Genomic DNA, 18027 nt, shown 5'->3' on the forward strand with positions numbered 1-18027 from the left:
AATAAAAACTCAGGCGCGGGAAATACAGCCTGTTTGCAAAATTAATGATTTAGTTTGAACGGCATTCGGGCATTGTGCGCAGAGGCCGTTTTTTATGCCGGTCTGGTTACTGGTGCGTCGCTTCCTCAGTCACTTCACCGGCGTGAATGGCTACGGTCAACGTATTCTCAGCGGGTGGTACCGGACAAGCATAGCTTTCCTGGTAGGCACAATAGGGGTTATACGCTTTGTTGAAATCGAGCACAATGGTGTTGTTCTTGATCTGATCGACCGGATAATCCAGGTAGCGGCCGCCGCCGTAGGTTTCCTTGCCGCTGGTCCCATCGCGGAAAAGCACCGAAATAGTACCTTCGTTCTTTAAAAGCAGCAGTTTTTGCGGCTGACCTTCTATATTGAAACTGGCATAGCCGTATTTTTCATATTTCTCGGTGGTACCGTCAGTATATTTCACGATTACCTCCTTATCGTCTTGCATGTACGGAGAGATATTGGCTTTCACGCGAAACGCCAGGCTCGGTTCGAAGTAATGCAGGCCGTGGAATGCCTCCTTATCCTTGATAGGCGAGTCGTCGCCGGATTTGAACTGCTCGTCTTTGGCCGCGCGCTCTTCGAGGATCTTGGTTTTATAGGCCGCCGGGTTGGCCGCGACGGCGTCGTCGGAGCTGCTGGTGCCGCCCATGTTTTCAATAATGAAGTAAGCAAGAATCGCAATGAACATGGCGATCGTGCTGTATCGGATCACTTTATTTTTGAACATAATAAGGATTATTGGGTAATCGGACTGCAAACTTACACCCGATCGCGCGCTTTGAAAAAGTATGGAAGGTTTATTTACTTTTTTGGAATAATTTTGAAACTTCGCGACCATCGGGTTTGCGATGTTGGTTGAAATATATCTAAATTGACCTGGGAAAAAACTTTAAACACAATACCTGCCCCATTGTATGTCATACACAAAACGAGTACTCATTGCCGAAGACAGTTCAGTTATTCAAAACCTGGCAAGGAAGATTCTGGAATTTCAGCATTATGAAATCACTTCCGTGAAAAACGGCGAGCAGGTGCTGCAATTGCTTGAAAAAGAGGATTTTGATATCATTCTTTTGGATATCAATATGCCTGTGATGGATGGAATGGAATGTGCAAGAAGCATCCGCAAATTGCCTGATGAGAAGAAAGCCAAAACACCGATTGTGGCGATCACGGGTAATGCCAAAAATTATTCAGACGAGGATTTCAAAGAAGCAGGATTTGACGATGCGCTGATGAAGCCGTTGAATTTCGACCGCCTGGTTGAAGTGGTGGCGCATTTGACTGAATAAATACCTGATGAGGATTACATTTTTAGGAACCGGCACATCGCAGGGAATACCGGTTATTGCCTGCGATTGTGTCGTTTGCCGTTCTAATGACCAGCATGACAAGCGTTTAAGAACTTCCGTGTGGATCCAGGCCCACGGAAAATCGTTTGTAATCGATACCGGCCCCGATTTTCGCCAGCAAATGCTCCGGGCAGATGTCCACAACCTGGATGCCGCCATTTTTACCCACCAGCATAAAGACCACACTGCCGGCCTGGACGATATCCGGGCATTCAATCACCGCCAGCTGATGGATATTCCACTGTACGGCAGGCAGGAGGTGCTCAATCAGATCAAGACGGAATTTGCCTATGCATTTTCAGAAAAGCGTTACCCGGGTGTTCCGCATTTCTCCTTACACCCCATCGAAAACGAGCCGTTTGATATAGAAGGCGTGGAGGTGATCCCCATTGAGGTAATGCACCATAAGCTGCCGGTTTACGGCTACCGCATCGGCGATTTTACCTACATTACCGACTGTAACTACATTTCCGAAGAAGAGCAGGAGAAAATTAAAGGTTCGCAGGTACTCGTGCTCGATACATTGCAGAAAGAGCCGCATCTTTCGCATTTCACGCTCTCGCAGGCGCTCGATTTGATCGACAAACTGAATGTACCGCAGGCCTACCTGACGCATATGAGCCATAAGCTGGGCTTGCACGCTGTCGTAGAAAGCGAACTTCCCCCGCACGTGCATCTGTCCTATGACGGGCTGGTGCTGGATTTGTGATCCGAGACAAGGGCAGGCCTCTTGAACAGGTATATTAGCTATACCGATCGTTTCTCCAGGGATAGGCTGTGTTGGAATATCCCCTCAATTCCCAGAATCCAAGCTGATTTTTCGGTAAAAATTGAATGCGGCTGATCCATTTGCTGCCTTTCCACGCATAAAGTTGCGGCGTGATCATACGCACCGGGCCGCCGTGATCGCGTTCGAGCGGCTTTCCGTCGGCGGTGTGAACGAGCAGCACGTCTTCTTTTAATGCCTCTTGGAGTGAAAGATTGGTCGTGTACTGGTCATATCCGTGGCACAGCACGTGTGTGGCGGTGGGTTTAGGCATAACCAACGCGGCAATATCAGCCAGGCGCACACCTACCCATGGCACATCCATGCGCGACCAGGTGGTTACGCAGTGAAAATCGCTTACATCGTTGGTTTGGGGTAATGCCATAAAGTCGTCCCAGGTCAGGGTGACGGGGGATTCTACCTCGCCATCTACCACCAGCTTCCATTTGCTGAGCGGCACGTCGGGTTTGAAACCCAGGTCGAGCACCGGCCATTTGACGGTTTTTGTCTGGCCGACCGGTAGCTGCGGCATTCCGTGGCGGTTGGGCGTGCCGCTTCCCATGGGGCGTGTATCGGAAACCGAGGGCGTCTCGGCCATTTGCTGCTCGAACCGGGCCCGGAGTTTCATCCGCGCTTCGACGATTTTATCGAGTTTGCTATTTTCTTCCATGTCAGTTGATGTTTAGGTGCTGATCCATTGCATCATTAAAGCAGTCAAATACCCTCCATAAGTTCCGATAGCGTACCCTAAAATTGCGAGCAGCACACCCACAGGCGCCAGCGACGGATGAAATGCCGCGGCAACCACCGAAGCCGAAGCCGAGCCGCCCACATTGGCCTGGCTTCCCACCGCGAGGAAGAAAAAAGGAATTTTGAGCCATTTGCAGGCAATAATCAGGATAATGCCGTGGATGGAAATCCATATTAGGCCAATGGCGAACAAGCCGGGGTTATCGGCCACCGCCCCCAGGTCCATTTGCATGCCTATGGTAGCCACCAGCACATACAGGAACACCGAGCCTAACCGCGATGCGCCATAATATTCAAGCTTACGCACGGGCGTGAGCGAAAGCAGAATGCCGATCAGGGTAGCAATGCTGATAACCCAGAAAAAGTTGGAAGTGAGGCTGTATTTTTCAAGCGCAGGATAATTTGCAGCAAGATAAGGAGTGATGATTTCTGCCAGTCCGTGCGCGAGGCCGGTTGCCCCGAAGCCCGCTGCTGCCAGGAAAATGTAGTCACGTAGCATGGGGTTTTGTTCATTGGCCTTTTGATCCGAATCCAGGTGCTCTTTGACCTCCTGCACCGCGCTGCTGTCTGCGCCCAGAAACGCGTCCACGCGGGATGCAATACCGGCTCCATAAATCAATGCGGCCATCCAAAGCTCGGCAATGAGCACGTCGACGGCCACCATTTGAGAGAAAAGCGCGTCGCTTGGATGAAACACCTCGCGCAATGCGGTTTGGTTAGCCCCGCCGCCGATCCAGCTTCCGGCGATGGTCGCAAGCCCGCGCCATACAGCATCGGCTCCTTCACCTGCAACGGTCGCCGGGCTGACCGTCCCGACAATCCATAATGCAACCGGGCCGCCGATCATGATGCCCGCGGTTCCAATCAGCATGGCCGCCAACGCCTTCGGCCCAAGCCGCGTGAGCGACTTCCAATCCATTCCGACCGTAAATAGGACCAAACAGGCCGGCAGGAAGTACTTGGAAACGACCGGGTAAAGCTGAGAGGTTGCGCCATTGATCACCCCGAACGAATTGAGCAAACCCGGTATGAAGTAGCAAAGCAGCAGGGGAGGAATAACAGTATAAAACCGTTTCCAGCCGGGCTGGGCAGCCGTGTAGAAAATGCCAGCCAGTATAAGCATTAACAGGCCGAGAACGACGGCGTCGTTGGTAATCATGTGTCAGAATTACAGTAAGGGAAAAGTGAATGGCTAAAAATAGCTGAAAAGTGCCGGAAATGCATTCTTTTAAAGCTTTTGCATACGGGCCCTTGTGTCTGAAACAGGCGGTTTGTAACTTACCTGATATATCATTTACTTATACTATGGCAGCGCAGGCAGGTTATTCGAATACAAGTCTTGTCAAAAAGCTGGGCATCAAGGCCGGCTTTAAAATCAGGTTCGTTGATCCGCCGGAGCATTATTTGGATTTGCTTGAAGGGCTTCCCGCCGATATTGAGGTTTTTGAAGAGCCCACATCAGGTGTTGATTTCGTCCACTACTTCACCAAACAGGCCGCAGCACTGGAAAGGGATTTAGCTGCATTGAAAACTCAGATCGTATCAAACGGTACCATCTGGATCTCGTGGCCTAAAAAGGCATCGAAAGTGCCGACCGATGTGACTGAGGACGTGATCCGTAATCTTGCACTGTCGATTGGTCTGGTAGATGTGAAAGTATGCGCCGTGGATGCGGTTTGGTCAGGGTTGAAGTTGGTCATCAGGGTTAAAGACAGATAGGACTATGTTTGGAATACTAAAAAGGTATTTGCCGGCGGTATTGCTGGTAAATCTGGTGTGTAATGCGCTAGCGCAGCAGGTTGACGAGAAGCGCCTTGATTCGAACATTAAAGCAAGCATTACCGCGATATTGGATACGACCGATGGCACCAAATATCGCCATTACTACAAATTGGCCAATGGCAGGGTGGTCGGGGAGGACAGCGTTTACGCATTCGACGCAACCGACGACTGCGAAAGTGATGGAAAAATTCGTTTTCGGGATTGGGTTGCCAATAAGGCCGGATTTTTCGATAACAATGGAAAGGTGGTAATTCCCGCTATGTATAATGATGTAAGCAGGTTTCAGAACGGTATGGCCATGGTGATCAAGGATGCCAAACAAGTAGGATGGGACGGGGAAGATTGTGAAAAGGGCGGTTGCGAGCATTGGGTATGGCAAGGCGGCAGCACAATGCTGATTAACGCGCGCAACGAGGTGTTGGTTGATGATATAGAGATGGATTTTTATCCGGTAATCAACTGGTACTCCTTGCAAATCAAGGATTCGCCCGGTGATACCAGTCTGTATCGTTCAGCGAAAGGCGTCAACGGCAAATGGTATGTATTTATGGATTATCAGAGAGAGTTCGACCAATGGTTCTTTGAAAAATATCTGCCTGTATCCACGGATCCTGGCAAGCTGCGGGAGTTTGCACACGATTCGCTGGTGAGTTCATTGCCTGAATCGGAGGAATGGATGCGGATGTCGGGAGACGAGTTTATCCGGCAGTGTGGGGATCGATTGGCCGCCAGATTGAAACCGATCAACGACCGACAGATACAGGTATTTACGGGCCTGACCCCGTTTGGCCTGAATCCTTATATTCACACCGGCCCGTCGTTTGAACCATTTTATGACGGATGCATTCCTGGGGATGCCGGAATTTACCCGGCGTTCGAAGTGACATCCAATTTTATGGACAAAAGCGGCCGCCTTGATTATCAGGAGAATTACTCATTTCTGCGGACAGGTAGCGGCTATAAATTGATAGGCGTGTCCTGGCGTAATCCGTAGCGAAACAAGCCTTATTTTAGCTTAACAAAAAATAAATACTCCCGATTGCGATCGTTGGTGAGGCAGATGTTGTTGTCGGAAACGGAGTCAATCCGCTTTTTAACCACCAATCATCCAAACCTTCACCATGAGTACACAGAACGAAACCACCGCGCTCAAAACCAGTAAAGAATTATTTGTTAAAATGGTAGTCTCCAATTGGGAGCTGCAAAACCAGCGCCTGAATGGCTGGCTGGCCAAATTATCCGACGAACGTTTGTTGGAGCCCGTTGCCGAAGGCAAAAACCGGGCGGTTTACCTGCTGGGCCATCTGGTGGCAGTCAATGATGGTATGATTGCATTGCTGGGACTGGGCGAGCGGCTGTATCCGGAGCTCGACGAGCCGTTTGTTAAAAATCCCGACCGCAGCTTCGACGAAATTCCAACGGTAGCTGAACTGAAAGAAAAATGGACAAATCTGAATGCGGTACTGACCGACTATTTCGCCGGGCTCGACGCTGAGGAATGGTTCACAAAGCATAATGCCATCTCCGACGAAGACTTCGCGCGCGAACCACACCGGAATAAGCTTAATATATTGATTAACAGGACTAATCATGAAGCTTACCACCTGGGGCAACTTATTTTTTAAAAGCCTGACATCGCCGGGCGACAGTTGTAAAAGTCAGCGATTTTGTAATATTTTACAGGATTGTTCACCACTCTCACAAAATCTTCATCACTCACCATCATGGCTGTATACAACCTATCATTAAATGGCAAAAAGGTGAAAGTCGATGTGGAACCCGATATGCCTCTGCTTTGGGTAATACGCGACTTTGCCGATTTGAAAGGGACCAAATTCGGGTGCGGAATGGCGCTTTGCGGCGCCTGCACGATCCACCTGAACGGTCAGCCGGCACGGGCATGCCAGACACCGGTTTCGAGTGTCGGGAAAAACGACAAAATCACGACGATCGAAGGCATCGGCGAAGGGAAACTGAGCATTATCCAGAAGGCCTGGATCGAGGAGCAGGTTCCGCAGTGCGGTTATTGCCAGTCGGGGCAGATTATGTCGGCGGCGGCGTTGCTTAAATCCAACCCAACACCGACTGACGCGGACATTGACGTGGCTATGAGCGGTAACCTGTGCCGCTGCGGCACTTACGACAGGATCAGAAAGGCGATCCACCGCGCGTCGGACGAAATGAAAGTCGCCGAAAAAGGGATCGGCCAGCGCTAATGCTCATTCATCAACCTTAGCCTCAGAAAACATTGGAAAATATACAAACATCGCGGCGCGACTTTCTGAAAGCCGCCGGATTTACATCACTCGGGCTGGCCGTCGGTATTTCAGGCTTTACCAAAGATGCTTCCCTGAAAAAGATCGCCCCGGCGGTATTGAAGCTGGAAATCAATCCATTCATTATCATTGATACTGCCGGCAATATCACGCTCGTCAACCCGCGCCCGGATATGGGCCAGGGCTCCACGCAGGCCGTGCCCTCGCTGCTAGCCGAAGAGCTGGAAGTAAGCCTTGAAAAAGTGCTTATTGTGCAAAGCGACGGCATGGGTAAATATGGTAGTCAGACGTCGGGGGGAAGCAGCTCCGTGCGAGAGCTATGGATGCCGATACGCAAAGCGGGTGCAGCTGCGCGCGAAATGCTCACTACCACCGCGGCTAAAAGATGGAATCTGCCCGCCGCTGAATGCATGGCCGAAGACGGCAAGATCTGGCATAAGGCCAGCGGAAAGAGCCTTTCTTACGGGGAGCTGGCAGATGACGCTTCGAAACTGGAAATCCCCAAAGAGCCGAAACTGAAAGAGCCGAAGGACTTCAAGATCATCGGAAAGTATAACAAGCGCCTGGATGTGCCGGAGCGCGTGACTGGAAAAGCTGTTTACGGGCTGGACGTGGATGTGCCGGGCATGGTGTATGCTGCTATTGTGCATTCACCGATGATCCACGGCAAAGTGGCTTCCATCGATGATTCGGATACCAAAAAGGTGAAAGGCGTTTTGCGGGTGATGAAAACCGAGCGCACTATGCCGCACCGTGCTTCGGAGGCCGTGGCGGTTGTTGCCACCAACTGGTGGGCGGCATTGAAGGGCAAGCGCGCTTTGAAGGTGAGCTGGGATAATGGTAATTATGCCAAAACGGTGGATACCGCCGGCTATTTCGCGGCCACTTACGAAGCTGCGAAAAAGGAAGGTGTGAATTTTGAAGAAAAAGGCGATTTCGCTGTGAAGTATGCGAATGCGAAGGATAAACTCGAATCTCATTATGAGACGCCGTTCCTGGCGCATGCGCCTATCGAGCCCGAGAACGCGGTCGTGCATGTGAAGGATGATGGAAATGTGGAGATATGGGCGCCGATCCAGGGACCTGACTGGGCATTACGGGATGTTTGTGGCTATTTGAAGGTAAAACCCGAGCAGGTTAAAATTAATGTAACCTTGCTGGGGGGCGCGTTCGGCCGCAAGGCATACCATGACTTTCTGCTCGAAGCGTGCCATATTTCCAAAGAGCTGAAAAAGCCCGTTAAAGTGATCTGGACGCGGGAAGACGATATTACCCAGGGACCGTACCGTCCGGGTATGCTGAGCCACATGCAGGGATTTGTAGAAGACGGTAAGATCACCGGTTTTCACCATCATGCCATCGGGGAGTCCATTGTTGGCCAGGTTTTCAAAGGGCTCAAAGACGACGAAGCCGACCCGTGGCTGAGCGAGGAAATCAGCACAGGGAATAACAAGTATCAGTTTGGTACGGCCTCAAAAGTGAGCTGGACGAATGTAAAAACCGACATCCCTGTCGTTTGGTGGCGGTCGGTGTACGCTTCCAACTTTGGCTGGGGACAGGAATGCTTCGTAGATGAGCTGGCGCATCTGGCCAAGAAAGACCCGCTCAAAGCGCGCCTCGAAATCCTGCCGGACGAGCGCTTCAAAAAAGTACTTGAAACGCTGGCCGAAAAAGCCAACTGGAATGAGAAGCTTCCCGAAGGCAGCGGCAGGGGAATCGCGGTGTTTAAATCATTTGGGAGCATTTCGGCCTGCTGCATTACCGTTTCCAAAAAGGATAGTGGAGTGAAAATCGATAAAGTGGTCTCGGTGATCGACTGTGGTTACTATGTAAATCCCGACAACGTAAAGGCGCAGACGGAGGGTAATATCGTAATGGGTATCACCGCGGCGATCAAGGACGGGATTACATTCACGAACGGCATTTGCGATCAGACCAATTACCACCAGTTCAATGTTATGCGCATGAACGAGGCACCGCCGATGGAAATCCATATTGTCGATAGCGGCGCGGTTCCTGGTGGGGTAGGAGAACCCGGCCTTCCGCCGATCGCTCCGGCGTTGGGTAATGCAATATTCGCAGCCACCGGCAAGCGCCTGAGAAAATTGCCTTTTGATATTAACAATATTGCCTGATAGCATGGCCTATGATGAACGAGTAGCCAACCGCATTCGTGAGGCATTGGCTAACCAACCCCTGGTGGAGGAGAAAACCCTCTTCCAGGGGTTGGCTTTTATGGTCGACGACAAAATGTGTATCTGTGTCCGCAACGACGTGCTCTTATGCCGCATAGGCCCTGATGAATACGAGGCGGCATTGGAAATAATTGGTGTGGAGCCGATGATTCACAACGGAAAGTCAATGAAAGGGTATGTATTTGTAAGCCCCGAAGGTTATGCCTCCCGGGAAGCCTTTGAATCATGGGTGGCAAAATGCCTTGGCTTCAACAAGCTGGCCAAGTCATCCAAAAAGAAAAAGTAATGGAGGAATTGTTGATTAACCAAAAGTACCAGCTGGAAAAGTTTCCCGGAAAAGGAGGCTGGACATATGTGGCCCTTCCCGAAATTCCGCAGCGTATCAAAAGAAGGTTCGGAATGGTGAAGGTCAAGGGACGTATTGATGATTATGAACTAATGGGCTACAATCTGATGCCCATGGGCACCGGACAATTGTTTCTTCCCGTAAAAGCTGAAATCCGCAAAAAGATCAAAAAGAAGGAGGGGGATTGGGTGAGTATCGAACTTTACGCCGACGATTCAGCATTGGCTATTCCGGAGGAACTGATCGACTGCCTGAAAGACGAACCCCAAGCTTACACCAATTTCATGAAACTCGGCGAAGGGGCTCAAAAGGAGTACCGCGACTGGGTTTATTCCGCCAAAAAAGACGAGACAAAAGTAGCCCGCATCGCGAAAATGATCGATATGCTGCTGCAAGGCAAACGGTTGACGGGCGATCAGCCGATTTAGCTTAGTTTCGCCTCAGTCGCGCTTATTTTTTGTTGGCCTGACTTTTCCGGGTCATGTCGCCAATCCGGACAAGCCTGTCTTTCACAGTTGAAATGTAGCTGTTTTTGCTTTCCGGTGATAAACTTGATTTTTGGATCATCTCTGCCATCTTTTATGTTTCTGTTTGAGGAAAATCTCTGAGAAGCCTATCTTTTAAGTTTTGGCCCGATTTTTCAAACAACTTAAACTGGTAAGCTGAGGTCATTCTATGTTTTCCACAATAGGAAGGTAATAGCGCGTATGCCTTAACTTACCTACTTTTTTCAGGGCTCTCAGTTCTACCATCTCTGCCAGGTCTCTTGTGGCGGTGGCCCGTGACGTTTTACTAATGCGAATGTAATTCTCAGCGCTTAGGCCTCCCTTGAATCCATCCAGCCCTTCTTTAAACAGTCGTAATGCGACTTTGGTCTGTCGTTCATTCAGGATGTCTTTAAATTTTTCAAAATAACGGGCCTTGTCCACGATGAAGGCAATCATTTTATGGACATGTATTTGTGCTTCCAGAACTTTTTCAGAGAAATAGATAAGCCAGTTGGTGATTTCTAGAGAGATATTAGCCCGCTCCAGGGCCTGATAATAGGCTTTTTTATCGCGTTCGATAGTGCTGGATAGCGAGGTGATTAGTGATTGCTTGGCTCCAATGGCTAGTGCTTTTTCAGCAATGATACGCCCGATGCGTCCATTCCCATCCTCAAAAGGGTGGATCAGCTCAAAATACAAATGAGCTACTCCTGCATGCACGATGGTTGGCATCCCTTCTTGCGCGGCCTGATTGAACCAATGAATGTAGTTTTTCATCTCCTCCGGTAGGCGGCGAGACGGAGGGGCTTCATAGAATACTTTGGGCATGTCCAATCTGCCGGATACGATTTGCATCGGGTCAGTGTGCGTGCGATATCCTCCAACGACCTCCAGATCAATTCTTCCATTCATAATCATTCGATGCCACGAAAAAAGACGCTCTTCGGCAAGCGGCTCCTCGTAGCTCCTGTGGAGGTCTACCATCATGTGAGAAACGCCCGTTTCTTTCGGTCCAGTTTTTCTGCCGTCCGTTTGTAAACCCAATTGTTTTCGAATAGAGGATTGAACCGAATCCCTGTCTAAGACTTCTCCTTCGATTTTTGAGGTATCGATTGCTTCATTGCTCAGCAATGTGACCCTCAATTCATCAACCTCATCAGAAGAGACTGCTTTCAGCGAACCAATAATCAGCCCTGCATTTCGATGGAATTCACGCTCAAAATGAGTAAATGCAGTTGCGTCAAATGTGAACTGTGGCCAGTTCTGTTCTTCCCAGATCCATTTCATGAGTTAAAAGTTCTCTTTCTATAACTCAATATTGCACAAAAAATGAGTTATAGAAAGTGTTTTTATAACTCATTACCTGCAAGGCTGCCGCTGTCTAAGATGAATCCGGCCTTTTTGCAGCCACGGAACTGGGCCGCCCGTCAGGAGGGGACATCAACAGCTAGTTGGGCAGATGATGCGTCAGCGGCCGAGTGGAAAGATTTCGTAGGCTTTGTGCTCAGTCTATGTGTAAATTCAACGGGATAATCGGAAAATTTCCGATTATCCTGTTGAATAGCGACAATTTTCCCTCGGGAGTAATTACTCAGCGCCATCGGTCTTAGCCCGCTGAACGGCGTAGCCGCCGATCTTGTGGCCGGATGACAGGCCTACTTCGCAGTCGAAACGATAGTGGATCATGCCGTAAATGCGGGACACTGACGCTTCGGAGGCCATATCGTCGACTTCTTTCTTTTTGTCGGGAAAGATATGCGCTAGTACCTCGGCTGCGGCGCCCGAGAATGTAGAGTGACCAGACGTGTAAGACGGGAAGTTAGGCAAGCCTACCGACGTCTTGATTTTGCTGCTCATCTGGTTCGGGCGCGGATAGTAGTACCAGTACTTTACGTCCCAGCAGCAGATTCCCGCATCCTGCATGGTGGTACCCAGCAGGGCAAGCGTACGTGCGGTGCGCACTTCGCTGTATTTGTTTTCGTGGCACAACTCAGCTCCTTTTCTGTGCCAGTGACCCGGAGGGGTATAACTGCCGACGCCGTCGGACCAGAAGCTGGCGATACGTGCTTGCTCACGTGTCTGGTTTTTGGCGATGTCGAGTAGCTCGTTCAAATCTTTCTGGTAGGCTGGGCTGCCGATGATCGGAGGTGCTTCGGGGCGGAGTGCTACCACCGTCGCCGAGTCGAAGTTCCAGGGTGTTACGAAGCCATAAGTTGGAAGCATAGGCGGGCGGGGAGGAAATTCCTGGCTCACCCAGGGCTCGGTAACGCCAATTTTGCGTGCATTGGCGATCATGGAGGCTGTTTGGGCCTGGTTGTTCGCGCCGCTCATTTTGTCAGTTTTAGCACGCGCCATGATTTTTGCGCCCACAGCTTTACCCAACTCGGAGCCAGCCGTGATGTCGCTTTCAACGTTCATCCCCGCCGATATTCTGCTTTGTTTGTGCTCAGCCAGCTTCGCTTCCAGGAAGGGCACTTCTCCGGGGAACATCGCTTTCAGAACAACACAAGAAGCTTCTGCGACTACCGCATCTTCCGATGGGTAGGATGGAAGGTCGCTTACCGGCAGCAGTGTTTTAATGGAAGTGTCGTTTTTCGAAGGAGCTTTACGGTTGTATTTGAATTTATAGTTCCACGCGGCTACCAGCGCATCGTACTGGGCTACGCTCAGGTACGCGAGCGCGCGCGCTGTGTAAGGCGGGTTAGCGAAGGGGAATTTGGGATCATCCAACGGTTTGCTCGCGTCGGGCACGGGGTATTTGCCGTCCGCATTGGAAGCTGGTGGGCTGTTGTAGCGTGCAGCCAGTTCGCGCGCTATTTCGTTCCAGCGATACACTGCACCTGCTCCCCAATAGTTGATTTGCTCGCGTTGCTGGGGCGTAACAGCTTCGGTAGCCGCTTTCAGCTTTTGAAGTTCAGCTTTGTAGTCAGCCGAGGTTGCTTCCTTGGGCTCTGCAACCGCGATGGCGCCGGATGACGCCAGCACATAAGGCTTCCAGGTGCCGGCTTTTTCGTCGAGGCTGGAAGGCGTGTTGATGCCTGCTGTTGGTTCATCGACGGTCTTAGAACAAGACCATAGCATCATCACTGCCATTGCCGGTACTACCAGGCGCGTAATGGACTGCCGAAAGGAGATATAGTTGATTTTCATCGTTTTCTGTCGGAAAAATTAGTTTTTAGCTTCTTTGGCGTAACGGAACTGGTAAAGTACGCCTACGGAAAAGGCTGTGCTTTGGCCCATGTTCTGTCCAGAGATCACGTGTGATGCGCGCGCGTTCACACCGATATTTTTAGGTTGGAATTTGGCATACACCCCCACCATGGTCGCTTTCATGTTGTTGGTCGGGAAAGGCATATCGTTCCGGCGAATGTTGTCGCCACCATCACAGGCTCCATATTCAATAAAACCTTCGGCCTGGATGGCTTTTTTCAAATAACCCAGCCTCGCCGAAGCATCGTATGTATTCGGGACGGATACCTGGTTGGTATTGTACAACTTGCCATCGGCCTGGTAAGAATCGCGGTCGATGGTGATTTTACTTCTGAAAATATAGGAGCCCGAAGCGGTCAGGTAAATGCCGCTCTGATGCCGGTAACTTGCCAGCAAGCGCGCAGTGGCGGTTTTGCATTGCAGGCCGATCGACATGGGCAGAAAATCGGGAATGTAGTTGGATGTCGGAATCGAAGCGCCCCCGATGGCGTGCAGAGAGAACCCTGATTTGTTCAGGAAACGGTATTTCAGCCAGAGAGAAGCATCCTGCATGCCTTTCTGCCATTTAAGGTTACCCGCGCTGGTCTTCGTCCACACGTAAGGCACTGCCACGATAGCATTGAAATCTTTGGTAATACCGACTGCGAGCATTGGCATGACGCTCTGCGTCGTATGGGTACCGATATTGAGGTTTTCACGCTTCAATGTGTTTTCCCAGTACTGGTCCCATGCGCTGTGCGTGTAGGATACGGCCAGACAGGCCGTCTTTTTACCCATATAAATCGCGTCGTTGGGCATTTGCGCGTAAGCGGAGGATATCGGGCCGGCGATTGTCAGCAAGATGCCGAGCAGACGCAGCCCTTTTTGATGTAAAGAACTTATCATAGATCAGAAATTAATATGATGGCGCACACCTGGACGGGTGCAAATAATGTAGCATACCACTTGACGGTCGGAGGACCTGACCGTAATGCGTTATGATTCAAAAAGACACGCTAGCAATATTCGGGCGGGGGGGATGCCTGTGAGGTCTGGCGCGACATGTAATGCGCCGCCACGTAACGGTTGTTGGCCGATAACCGGATCTGCCGGGCAACGGCCCCGGAGTGATCAGGAAACTGCTGTGTATTGGGAATGTAAATTTTCAGAAGGTTACTTAACAACTTGATGGCCTTGCCGTACGGACTCTGGGGCATATCGGCTTGCGGGTCACTGAGGACCTGAATTGCATTAGCCAGCTCGAAAAAGTGGTCGCGCGCAGCCTCGTTGGATTGCAGCGTCACATAAAGCGTATCATTTTGGTGCAGAACGTGGGTAGGGTTGTAAAACTGCCCGTCCTGACGAACCAGTCCCTCAATGTTTTCAGGCATTTCCAGGTCACCGGAATAGGGCAGCGACGGGAGGTACATTTTCCTGATGAGCGACTCGCCCGTTACTTTGGAAGCAGCGATTTGATAATCCTTTTCAAAGAAAAGAACAGCGCAGCTTAGCCCAAACATGTTGTAGAGCAGCAATATCAGTAACCCTATCGACGCCAGTCTTCTCAATTCTTAAAGAGGATTTATAATCAAATGTAATCATTTTAGATACATATAAACAAGGGTCTGGATAAATCATTAACAGGCTCATTTACTGTTATATGTAGTAACCACTGGTTATTTATTATAGGATGAATAGGTTATTTATTTGGATTTCAAAGCTATGTGCATAGAGCCCGGATTAACGACTATCAAAATTTGCTAACTTGATGCCACCATCATATCGCCGAAAGCCATGCGAATCTATCCGTCTTTGTCTGAGCTTTGTAAAAACGCCGTATTCTTCCTGTTTCTGGCGTTGTGTGCCTTTGCGGGGCAAACCACATTTACCCAAAAGGACTTTGAAAAGCTGAAACCTATTGTGGGAACCTGGTTAAATAAACGTTCGAGGGGAGATATTTACGAAACCTGGACCCGGAAGAGTGAAAAAGAGTTTGCCGGCATGAGCTATACGCTGGCGGGCGCCGATACCACGCCTCTTGAAAAGGTCCGCCTTTATATTCAGGGAAACGAGATCGTGTATGCTCCGGTAGCTGCGGGGCAGAATGATGACAAAGAGGTCTTGTTTAAACTGAAAACCATAGAAGGCAACCGTTTCGTATTCGAGAACCTGCAACACGATTTTCCCAAACGGATTGTCTACGATTTCCGGTCAAACGATTCGCTGTATGCGCACATCGAAGGCGAAATGCAGTCCCGGCAGCGCAGAATCGATTATCCCTACCGCAGAATACATTAAACTATCCATAATCACCATGAAAAGATCAGAGATCCTGCCAATGCCTCAGTTTTTTGACAGATATATTAACCTTGTTGACGATATCGACCTTTTCGAAGGTTTCTCAAAGCTCACGCCCGAGTCTGTGTTTGCCGAAACAGAAAAGCTGAACGCGCTTGGAGACTGGGTTTATGCAGAAAGCAAATGGACCGTCAAGGACATTTTGCAGCACGTGATCGATAACGAAAGGATCATGTCTTACCGGGCGCTACGGTTTTCAAGAAACGACAAAACTCAGCTTCCAGGCTATGACGAGGCCATTCTTGCGGCCAATACTGTGGCCAGCCACCGCACCGTCGCCGATCTGATGGAGGAATGGAGCGAACTGCGCCGAAGTACCATCACTTTGTTCAAAAACATGGACAAAACCATGCTGACGCGCGTAGGTAATGCCAATCAGACAGAGATTACGGCCCTTGCTCTGGGCTTTGTGATCCTGGGACATCCGGTGCATCACATGAAAGTGATCCGCGACCGCTATTTTCCGCTGCTCTAAACGCCTGCGAGCTGATCGAGCGCTTCCTCCACCTTGGTTACCGGCAACTGGCAGGTTTTATCGTAACAAACGTAAATGGCCGTTTTGGCATTTATTTCAGTCCGGTTCTGTAACAGCGGCAGCGTGGAGGAGGTGCTTGTTCCCATCACGATTTTGTTGGGAATAAAAAAGCGATCAAAGTCCTTGCGCATCGCATCCGCATCCCCGCCGACGATCGCGATTTCGGCAGTCGGAACGGCGCGTTGGCAATACAGGGCGGCCCAGTTGGTAACCCATTGCACATCTGCGAGGAGCAGCTTCGTCATTTTGGAAAGCATATTGTCGGCTATTTCCAGGTAATCGTCGCGGTCCAGCATTTTACCCAAGGTGTAAAGATTATGGGACATCATCGAGTTGGAAGCCGGGATTACGTTATCGAAGAGCTCTTTCTTGCGTGCAATGAGCGTTTCCCCGTACGCATCGGTGAAATGGAAGAAACCCTCCGACTGGTCGAAGAAATTGCTTAGCGTGTAATCGGCCAGCGCTTGCGCGTTTTGCAGCCAGTCTTCTTCAAACGTGATCTGATAAAGTCCGAGGTAGCCTTCGATGACCGCGGCATAATCTTCCAGAAAGCCCGTTACAGTAGCTACCCCGTTCTTGTAGCTGTGTTTCAGACGGTTTTCCGTAGTCATTTTTTCAGCGATGAAATGCCCGGTCGCAACGGCCAGATCACGGATTTCTTCATGGCCTAATGCACGGTAGGAATCGGTCAGGCCTTTGATCAGCAGGCCGTTCCACGATGCCAGTATTTTATCATCCAGCCCCGGCCTGATTTTCGACCGGCGTTTTTCAGCCAGTTTAGCTAATGCATTTTCATACAGTGCAACAAAATCACCCGCCTGAATACCGGCTGTTTTAGCAGCATATTCCACGGGTTCGGTCAAATGCAGGTGATTGTAGCCGTGCTCCCAGTTGCCATGCCGAGATATTCTGTAAAGTTTTGAAAACCAGCTAAAATCATCGCCCAATGCTGTTTTTAGCTCCTGTTCGGTCCAGATATAAAACTTGCCTTCGATGCCCTCGCTGTCGGCGTCCAATGCGGAGAAGAAACCGCCGTCCTTGCTGAGCATTTCGTTTCGGAGCCAGTGAATGGTCTGCTCGATGCGGTTTGCATAAAGCGGGTTTTGGGTCAGCGAGTAGGCTTCTGCGTAAATGCTCAGCAGCTGCCCGTTATCATAAAGCATTTTCTCAAAATGCGGAATAAACCAGTCCTCGTCCACCGAATAACGCGCCCAGCCGCCGCCGACGTGATCGTAAATTCCGCCCAGGGCAATGCGGTTCAACGACAACTCTACCTGCGCTAATGCTTCGGGATTCTGGCTGATATCGAAATAGCGCAGCAGAAATTTATAGATCGACGGCATCATGAACTTCGGCGCGCGGTCCATACCGCCTTTCTCAGTGTCGAAATGCCGCTGAATCTGCTCGAACATCGCGTCCGCATCGCTCGTGTTGAAATGAATGGTACCATTCACCAAGCCGTATTTCTGGCTCTCGGATGCCACCATATTTTCGACAAAACCCTCCGCAGAGCTTGCCAACTCGCCGTAATGGTTGGTAAATGCCTGGTTAATGCTTTTTAAAAGCTGTACCCAATTTTGCGGCGGCAGGTAGGTAACCCCGTAAAAAGGTTTGGTATCGGGCAGCAGAAATACATTCAGCGGCCACCCCCCGCGCACGCCCATCGCCTGTACGGCATCCATGTACACCGCGTCCACGTCGGGGCGCTCTTCCCGGTCGACTTTGATGCACACAAAGTACTCGTTCATTACCTGGGCAATAGGCTCTTTTTCAAAGCATTCCCGCTCCATAACGTGGCACCAGTGGCAAGCCGAGTAGCCAATACTGACTAGAATAGGTTTGTTTTCGCTTTTGGCTTTGGATAAAGCTTCTTCGCCCCAGGGATACCAATCTACCGGGTTGTGGGCGTGTTGAAGTAGATATGGGCTGGTTTCTTGGCTGAGTCGGTTCATAGCTATGC

Annotated in this window: 19 protein-coding genes; 11 read left to right on the top strand and 8 right to left on the bottom strand. The window is 50.3% G+C overall.

All coding sequences use genetic code 11. From position 1 onward, the window contains the following. Window positions 1-106: 106 nt before the first annotated feature. A complete protein-coding gene (locus CLV60_RS24810) occupies window positions 107-757 on the bottom strand; it encodes a DUF1684 domain-containing protein (protein WP_229211116.1) in 651 nt (216 codons plus the stop codon). A gap of 187 nt (window positions 758-944) precedes the next feature. Here CLV60_RS24810 and CLV60_RS24815 point away from each other — a divergent pair, with 187 nt between their 5' ends. Both CLV60_RS24815 and CLV60_RS24820 read left to right on the top strand, forming a co-directional pair. Continuing rightward, entirely contained in the window at window positions 945-1322 is a 378-nt protein-coding gene (locus tag CLV60_RS24815) for a response regulator (RefSeq protein WP_019944287.1), read from the top strand. A 7-nt stretch (window positions 1323-1329) separates the two neighbouring features. Then, on the top strand, window positions 1330-2091 hold the full coding sequence (locus CLV60_RS24820) for an MBL fold metallo-hydrolase (protein ID WP_106598078.1): 762 nt from the start codon (window positions 1330-1332) through the stop codon (window positions 2089-2091). A 34-nt stretch (window positions 2092-2125) separates the two neighbouring features. On the opposite strand, the gene CLV60_RS24825 is transcribed toward CLV60_RS24820, so the two are convergent. Further along, window positions 2126-2818, bottom strand: coding sequence for a molybdopterin-dependent oxidoreductase (locus tag CLV60_RS24825; RefSeq protein WP_106598079.1), 693 nt, complete (start codon window positions 2816-2818; stop codon window positions 2126-2128). 12 nt (window positions 2819-2830) lie between these two features. Further along, window positions 2831-4057 (bottom strand): DUF819 family protein, encoded by a 1227-nt coding sequence (locus CLV60_RS24830; RefSeq protein ID WP_106598080.1) that lies wholly within the window; start codon window positions 4055-4057, stop codon window positions 2831-2833. Window positions 4058-4116: 59 nt separating this feature from the next. Between CLV60_RS24830 and CLV60_RS24835 the strand changes: the two genes are divergently transcribed. The 7 genes from CLV60_RS24835 to CLV60_RS24865 all read left to right on the top strand — a co-directional run bounded on the left by CLV60_RS24835 (window position 4117) and on the right by CLV60_RS24865 (window position 9925). Continuing rightward, on the top strand, window positions 4117-4617 hold the full coding sequence (locus CLV60_RS24835) for a DUF3052 domain-containing protein (RefSeq protein ID WP_229211117.1): 501 nt from the start codon (window positions 4117-4119) through the stop codon (window positions 4615-4617). Between the two features lie 4 nt (window positions 4618-4621). Then, window positions 4622-5674, top strand: coding sequence for a WG repeat-containing protein (locus tag CLV60_RS24840; RefSeq protein ID WP_106598082.1), 1053 nt, complete (start codon window positions 4622-4624; stop codon window positions 5672-5674). 127 nt (window positions 5675-5801) lie between these two features. Then, the gene (locus CLV60_RS24845) at window positions 5802-6305 is read left to right on the top strand and encodes a DinB family protein (protein ID WP_106598083.1); all 504 of its coding nucleotides are present in this window, start codon (window positions 5802-5804) and stop codon (window positions 6303-6305) included. Window positions 6306-6404: 99 nt separating this feature from the next. Next, complete coding sequence (locus tag CLV60_RS24850) at window positions 6405-6896, top strand: (2Fe-2S)-binding protein (RefSeq protein WP_106598084.1); 492 nt, start codon at window positions 6405-6407, stop codon at window positions 6894-6896. Between the two features lie 32 nt (window positions 6897-6928). After that, window positions 6929-9091 carry a xanthine dehydrogenase family protein molybdopterin-binding subunit gene (locus CLV60_RS24855; RefSeq protein ID WP_106598085.1) on the top strand — a complete coding sequence of 721 codons (2163 nt, stop codon included), beginning with the start codon at window positions 6929-6931 and terminating at the stop codon, window positions 9089-9091. A gap of 4 nt (window positions 9092-9095) precedes the next feature. Continuing rightward, the gene (locus CLV60_RS24860) at window positions 9096-9437 is read left to right on the top strand and encodes a TfoX/Sxy family protein (protein ID WP_106598086.1); all 342 of its coding nucleotides are present in this window, start codon (window positions 9096-9098) and stop codon (window positions 9435-9437) included. Beyond that, window positions 9437-9925, top strand: a complete 489-nt coding sequence (locus CLV60_RS24865) for a YdeI/OmpD-associated family protein (RefSeq protein ID WP_106598087.1) — start codon at window positions 9437-9439, stop codon at window positions 9923-9925. Before CLV60_RS24860 ends, CLV60_RS24865 begins: the two co-directional genes overlap by 1 nt. A gap of 240 nt (window positions 9926-10165) precedes the next feature. On the opposite strand, the gene CLV60_RS24870 is transcribed toward CLV60_RS24865, so the two are convergent. The 4 genes from CLV60_RS24870 to CLV60_RS24885 form a co-directional block, all read right to left on the bottom strand. Then, window positions 10166-11272, bottom strand: coding sequence for a Fic family protein (locus CLV60_RS24870; RefSeq protein ID WP_106598088.1), 1107 nt, complete (start codon window positions 11270-11272; stop codon window positions 10166-10168). 300 nt (window positions 11273-11572) lie between these two features. After that, window positions 11573-13135, bottom strand: coding sequence for a vanadium-dependent haloperoxidase (locus CLV60_RS24875; RefSeq protein WP_106598089.1), 1563 nt, complete (start codon window positions 13133-13135; stop codon window positions 11573-11575). An 18-nt stretch (window positions 13136-13153) separates the two neighbouring features. Then, window positions 13154-14080, bottom strand: coding sequence for a hypothetical protein (locus tag CLV60_RS24880; protein ID WP_106598090.1), 927 nt, complete (start codon window positions 14078-14080; stop codon window positions 13154-13156). Window positions 14081-14190: 110 nt separating this feature from the next. After that, the gene (locus tag CLV60_RS24885; protein WP_229211118.1) at window positions 14191-14742 is read right to left on the bottom strand and encodes a hypothetical protein; all 552 of its coding nucleotides are present in this window, start codon (window positions 14740-14742) and stop codon (window positions 14191-14193) included. Between the two features lie 226 nt (window positions 14743-14968). Here CLV60_RS24885 and CLV60_RS24890 point away from each other — a divergent pair, with 226 nt between their 5' ends. Next, a complete protein-coding gene (locus CLV60_RS24890) occupies window positions 14969-15472 on the top strand; it encodes a DUF6265 family protein (RefSeq protein ID WP_106598092.1) in 504 nt (167 codons plus the stop codon). A 16-nt stretch (window positions 15473-15488) separates the two neighbouring features. Further along, window positions 15489-16007, top strand: coding sequence for a DinB family protein (locus tag CLV60_RS24895; RefSeq protein WP_106598093.1), 519 nt, complete (start codon window positions 15489-15491; stop codon window positions 16005-16007). On the opposite strand, the gene CLV60_RS24900 is transcribed toward CLV60_RS24895, so the two are convergent. Continuing rightward, the gene (locus CLV60_RS24900) at window positions 16004-18019 is read right to left on the bottom strand and encodes a thioredoxin domain-containing protein (RefSeq protein WP_106598094.1); all 2016 of its coding nucleotides are present in this window, start codon (window positions 18017-18019) and stop codon (window positions 16004-16006) included. The two genes, CLV60_RS24895 and CLV60_RS24900, sit on opposite strands and share 4 nt — an antisense overlap. Between the last annotated feature and the right edge of the window lie 8 nt (window positions 18020-18027).

This window comes from Dyadobacter jiangsuensis (assembly GCF_003014695.1).
GTDB classification, from domain to species: Bacteria; Bacteroidota; Bacteroidia; order Cytophagales; family Spirosomataceae; genus Dyadobacter; species Dyadobacter jiangsuensis.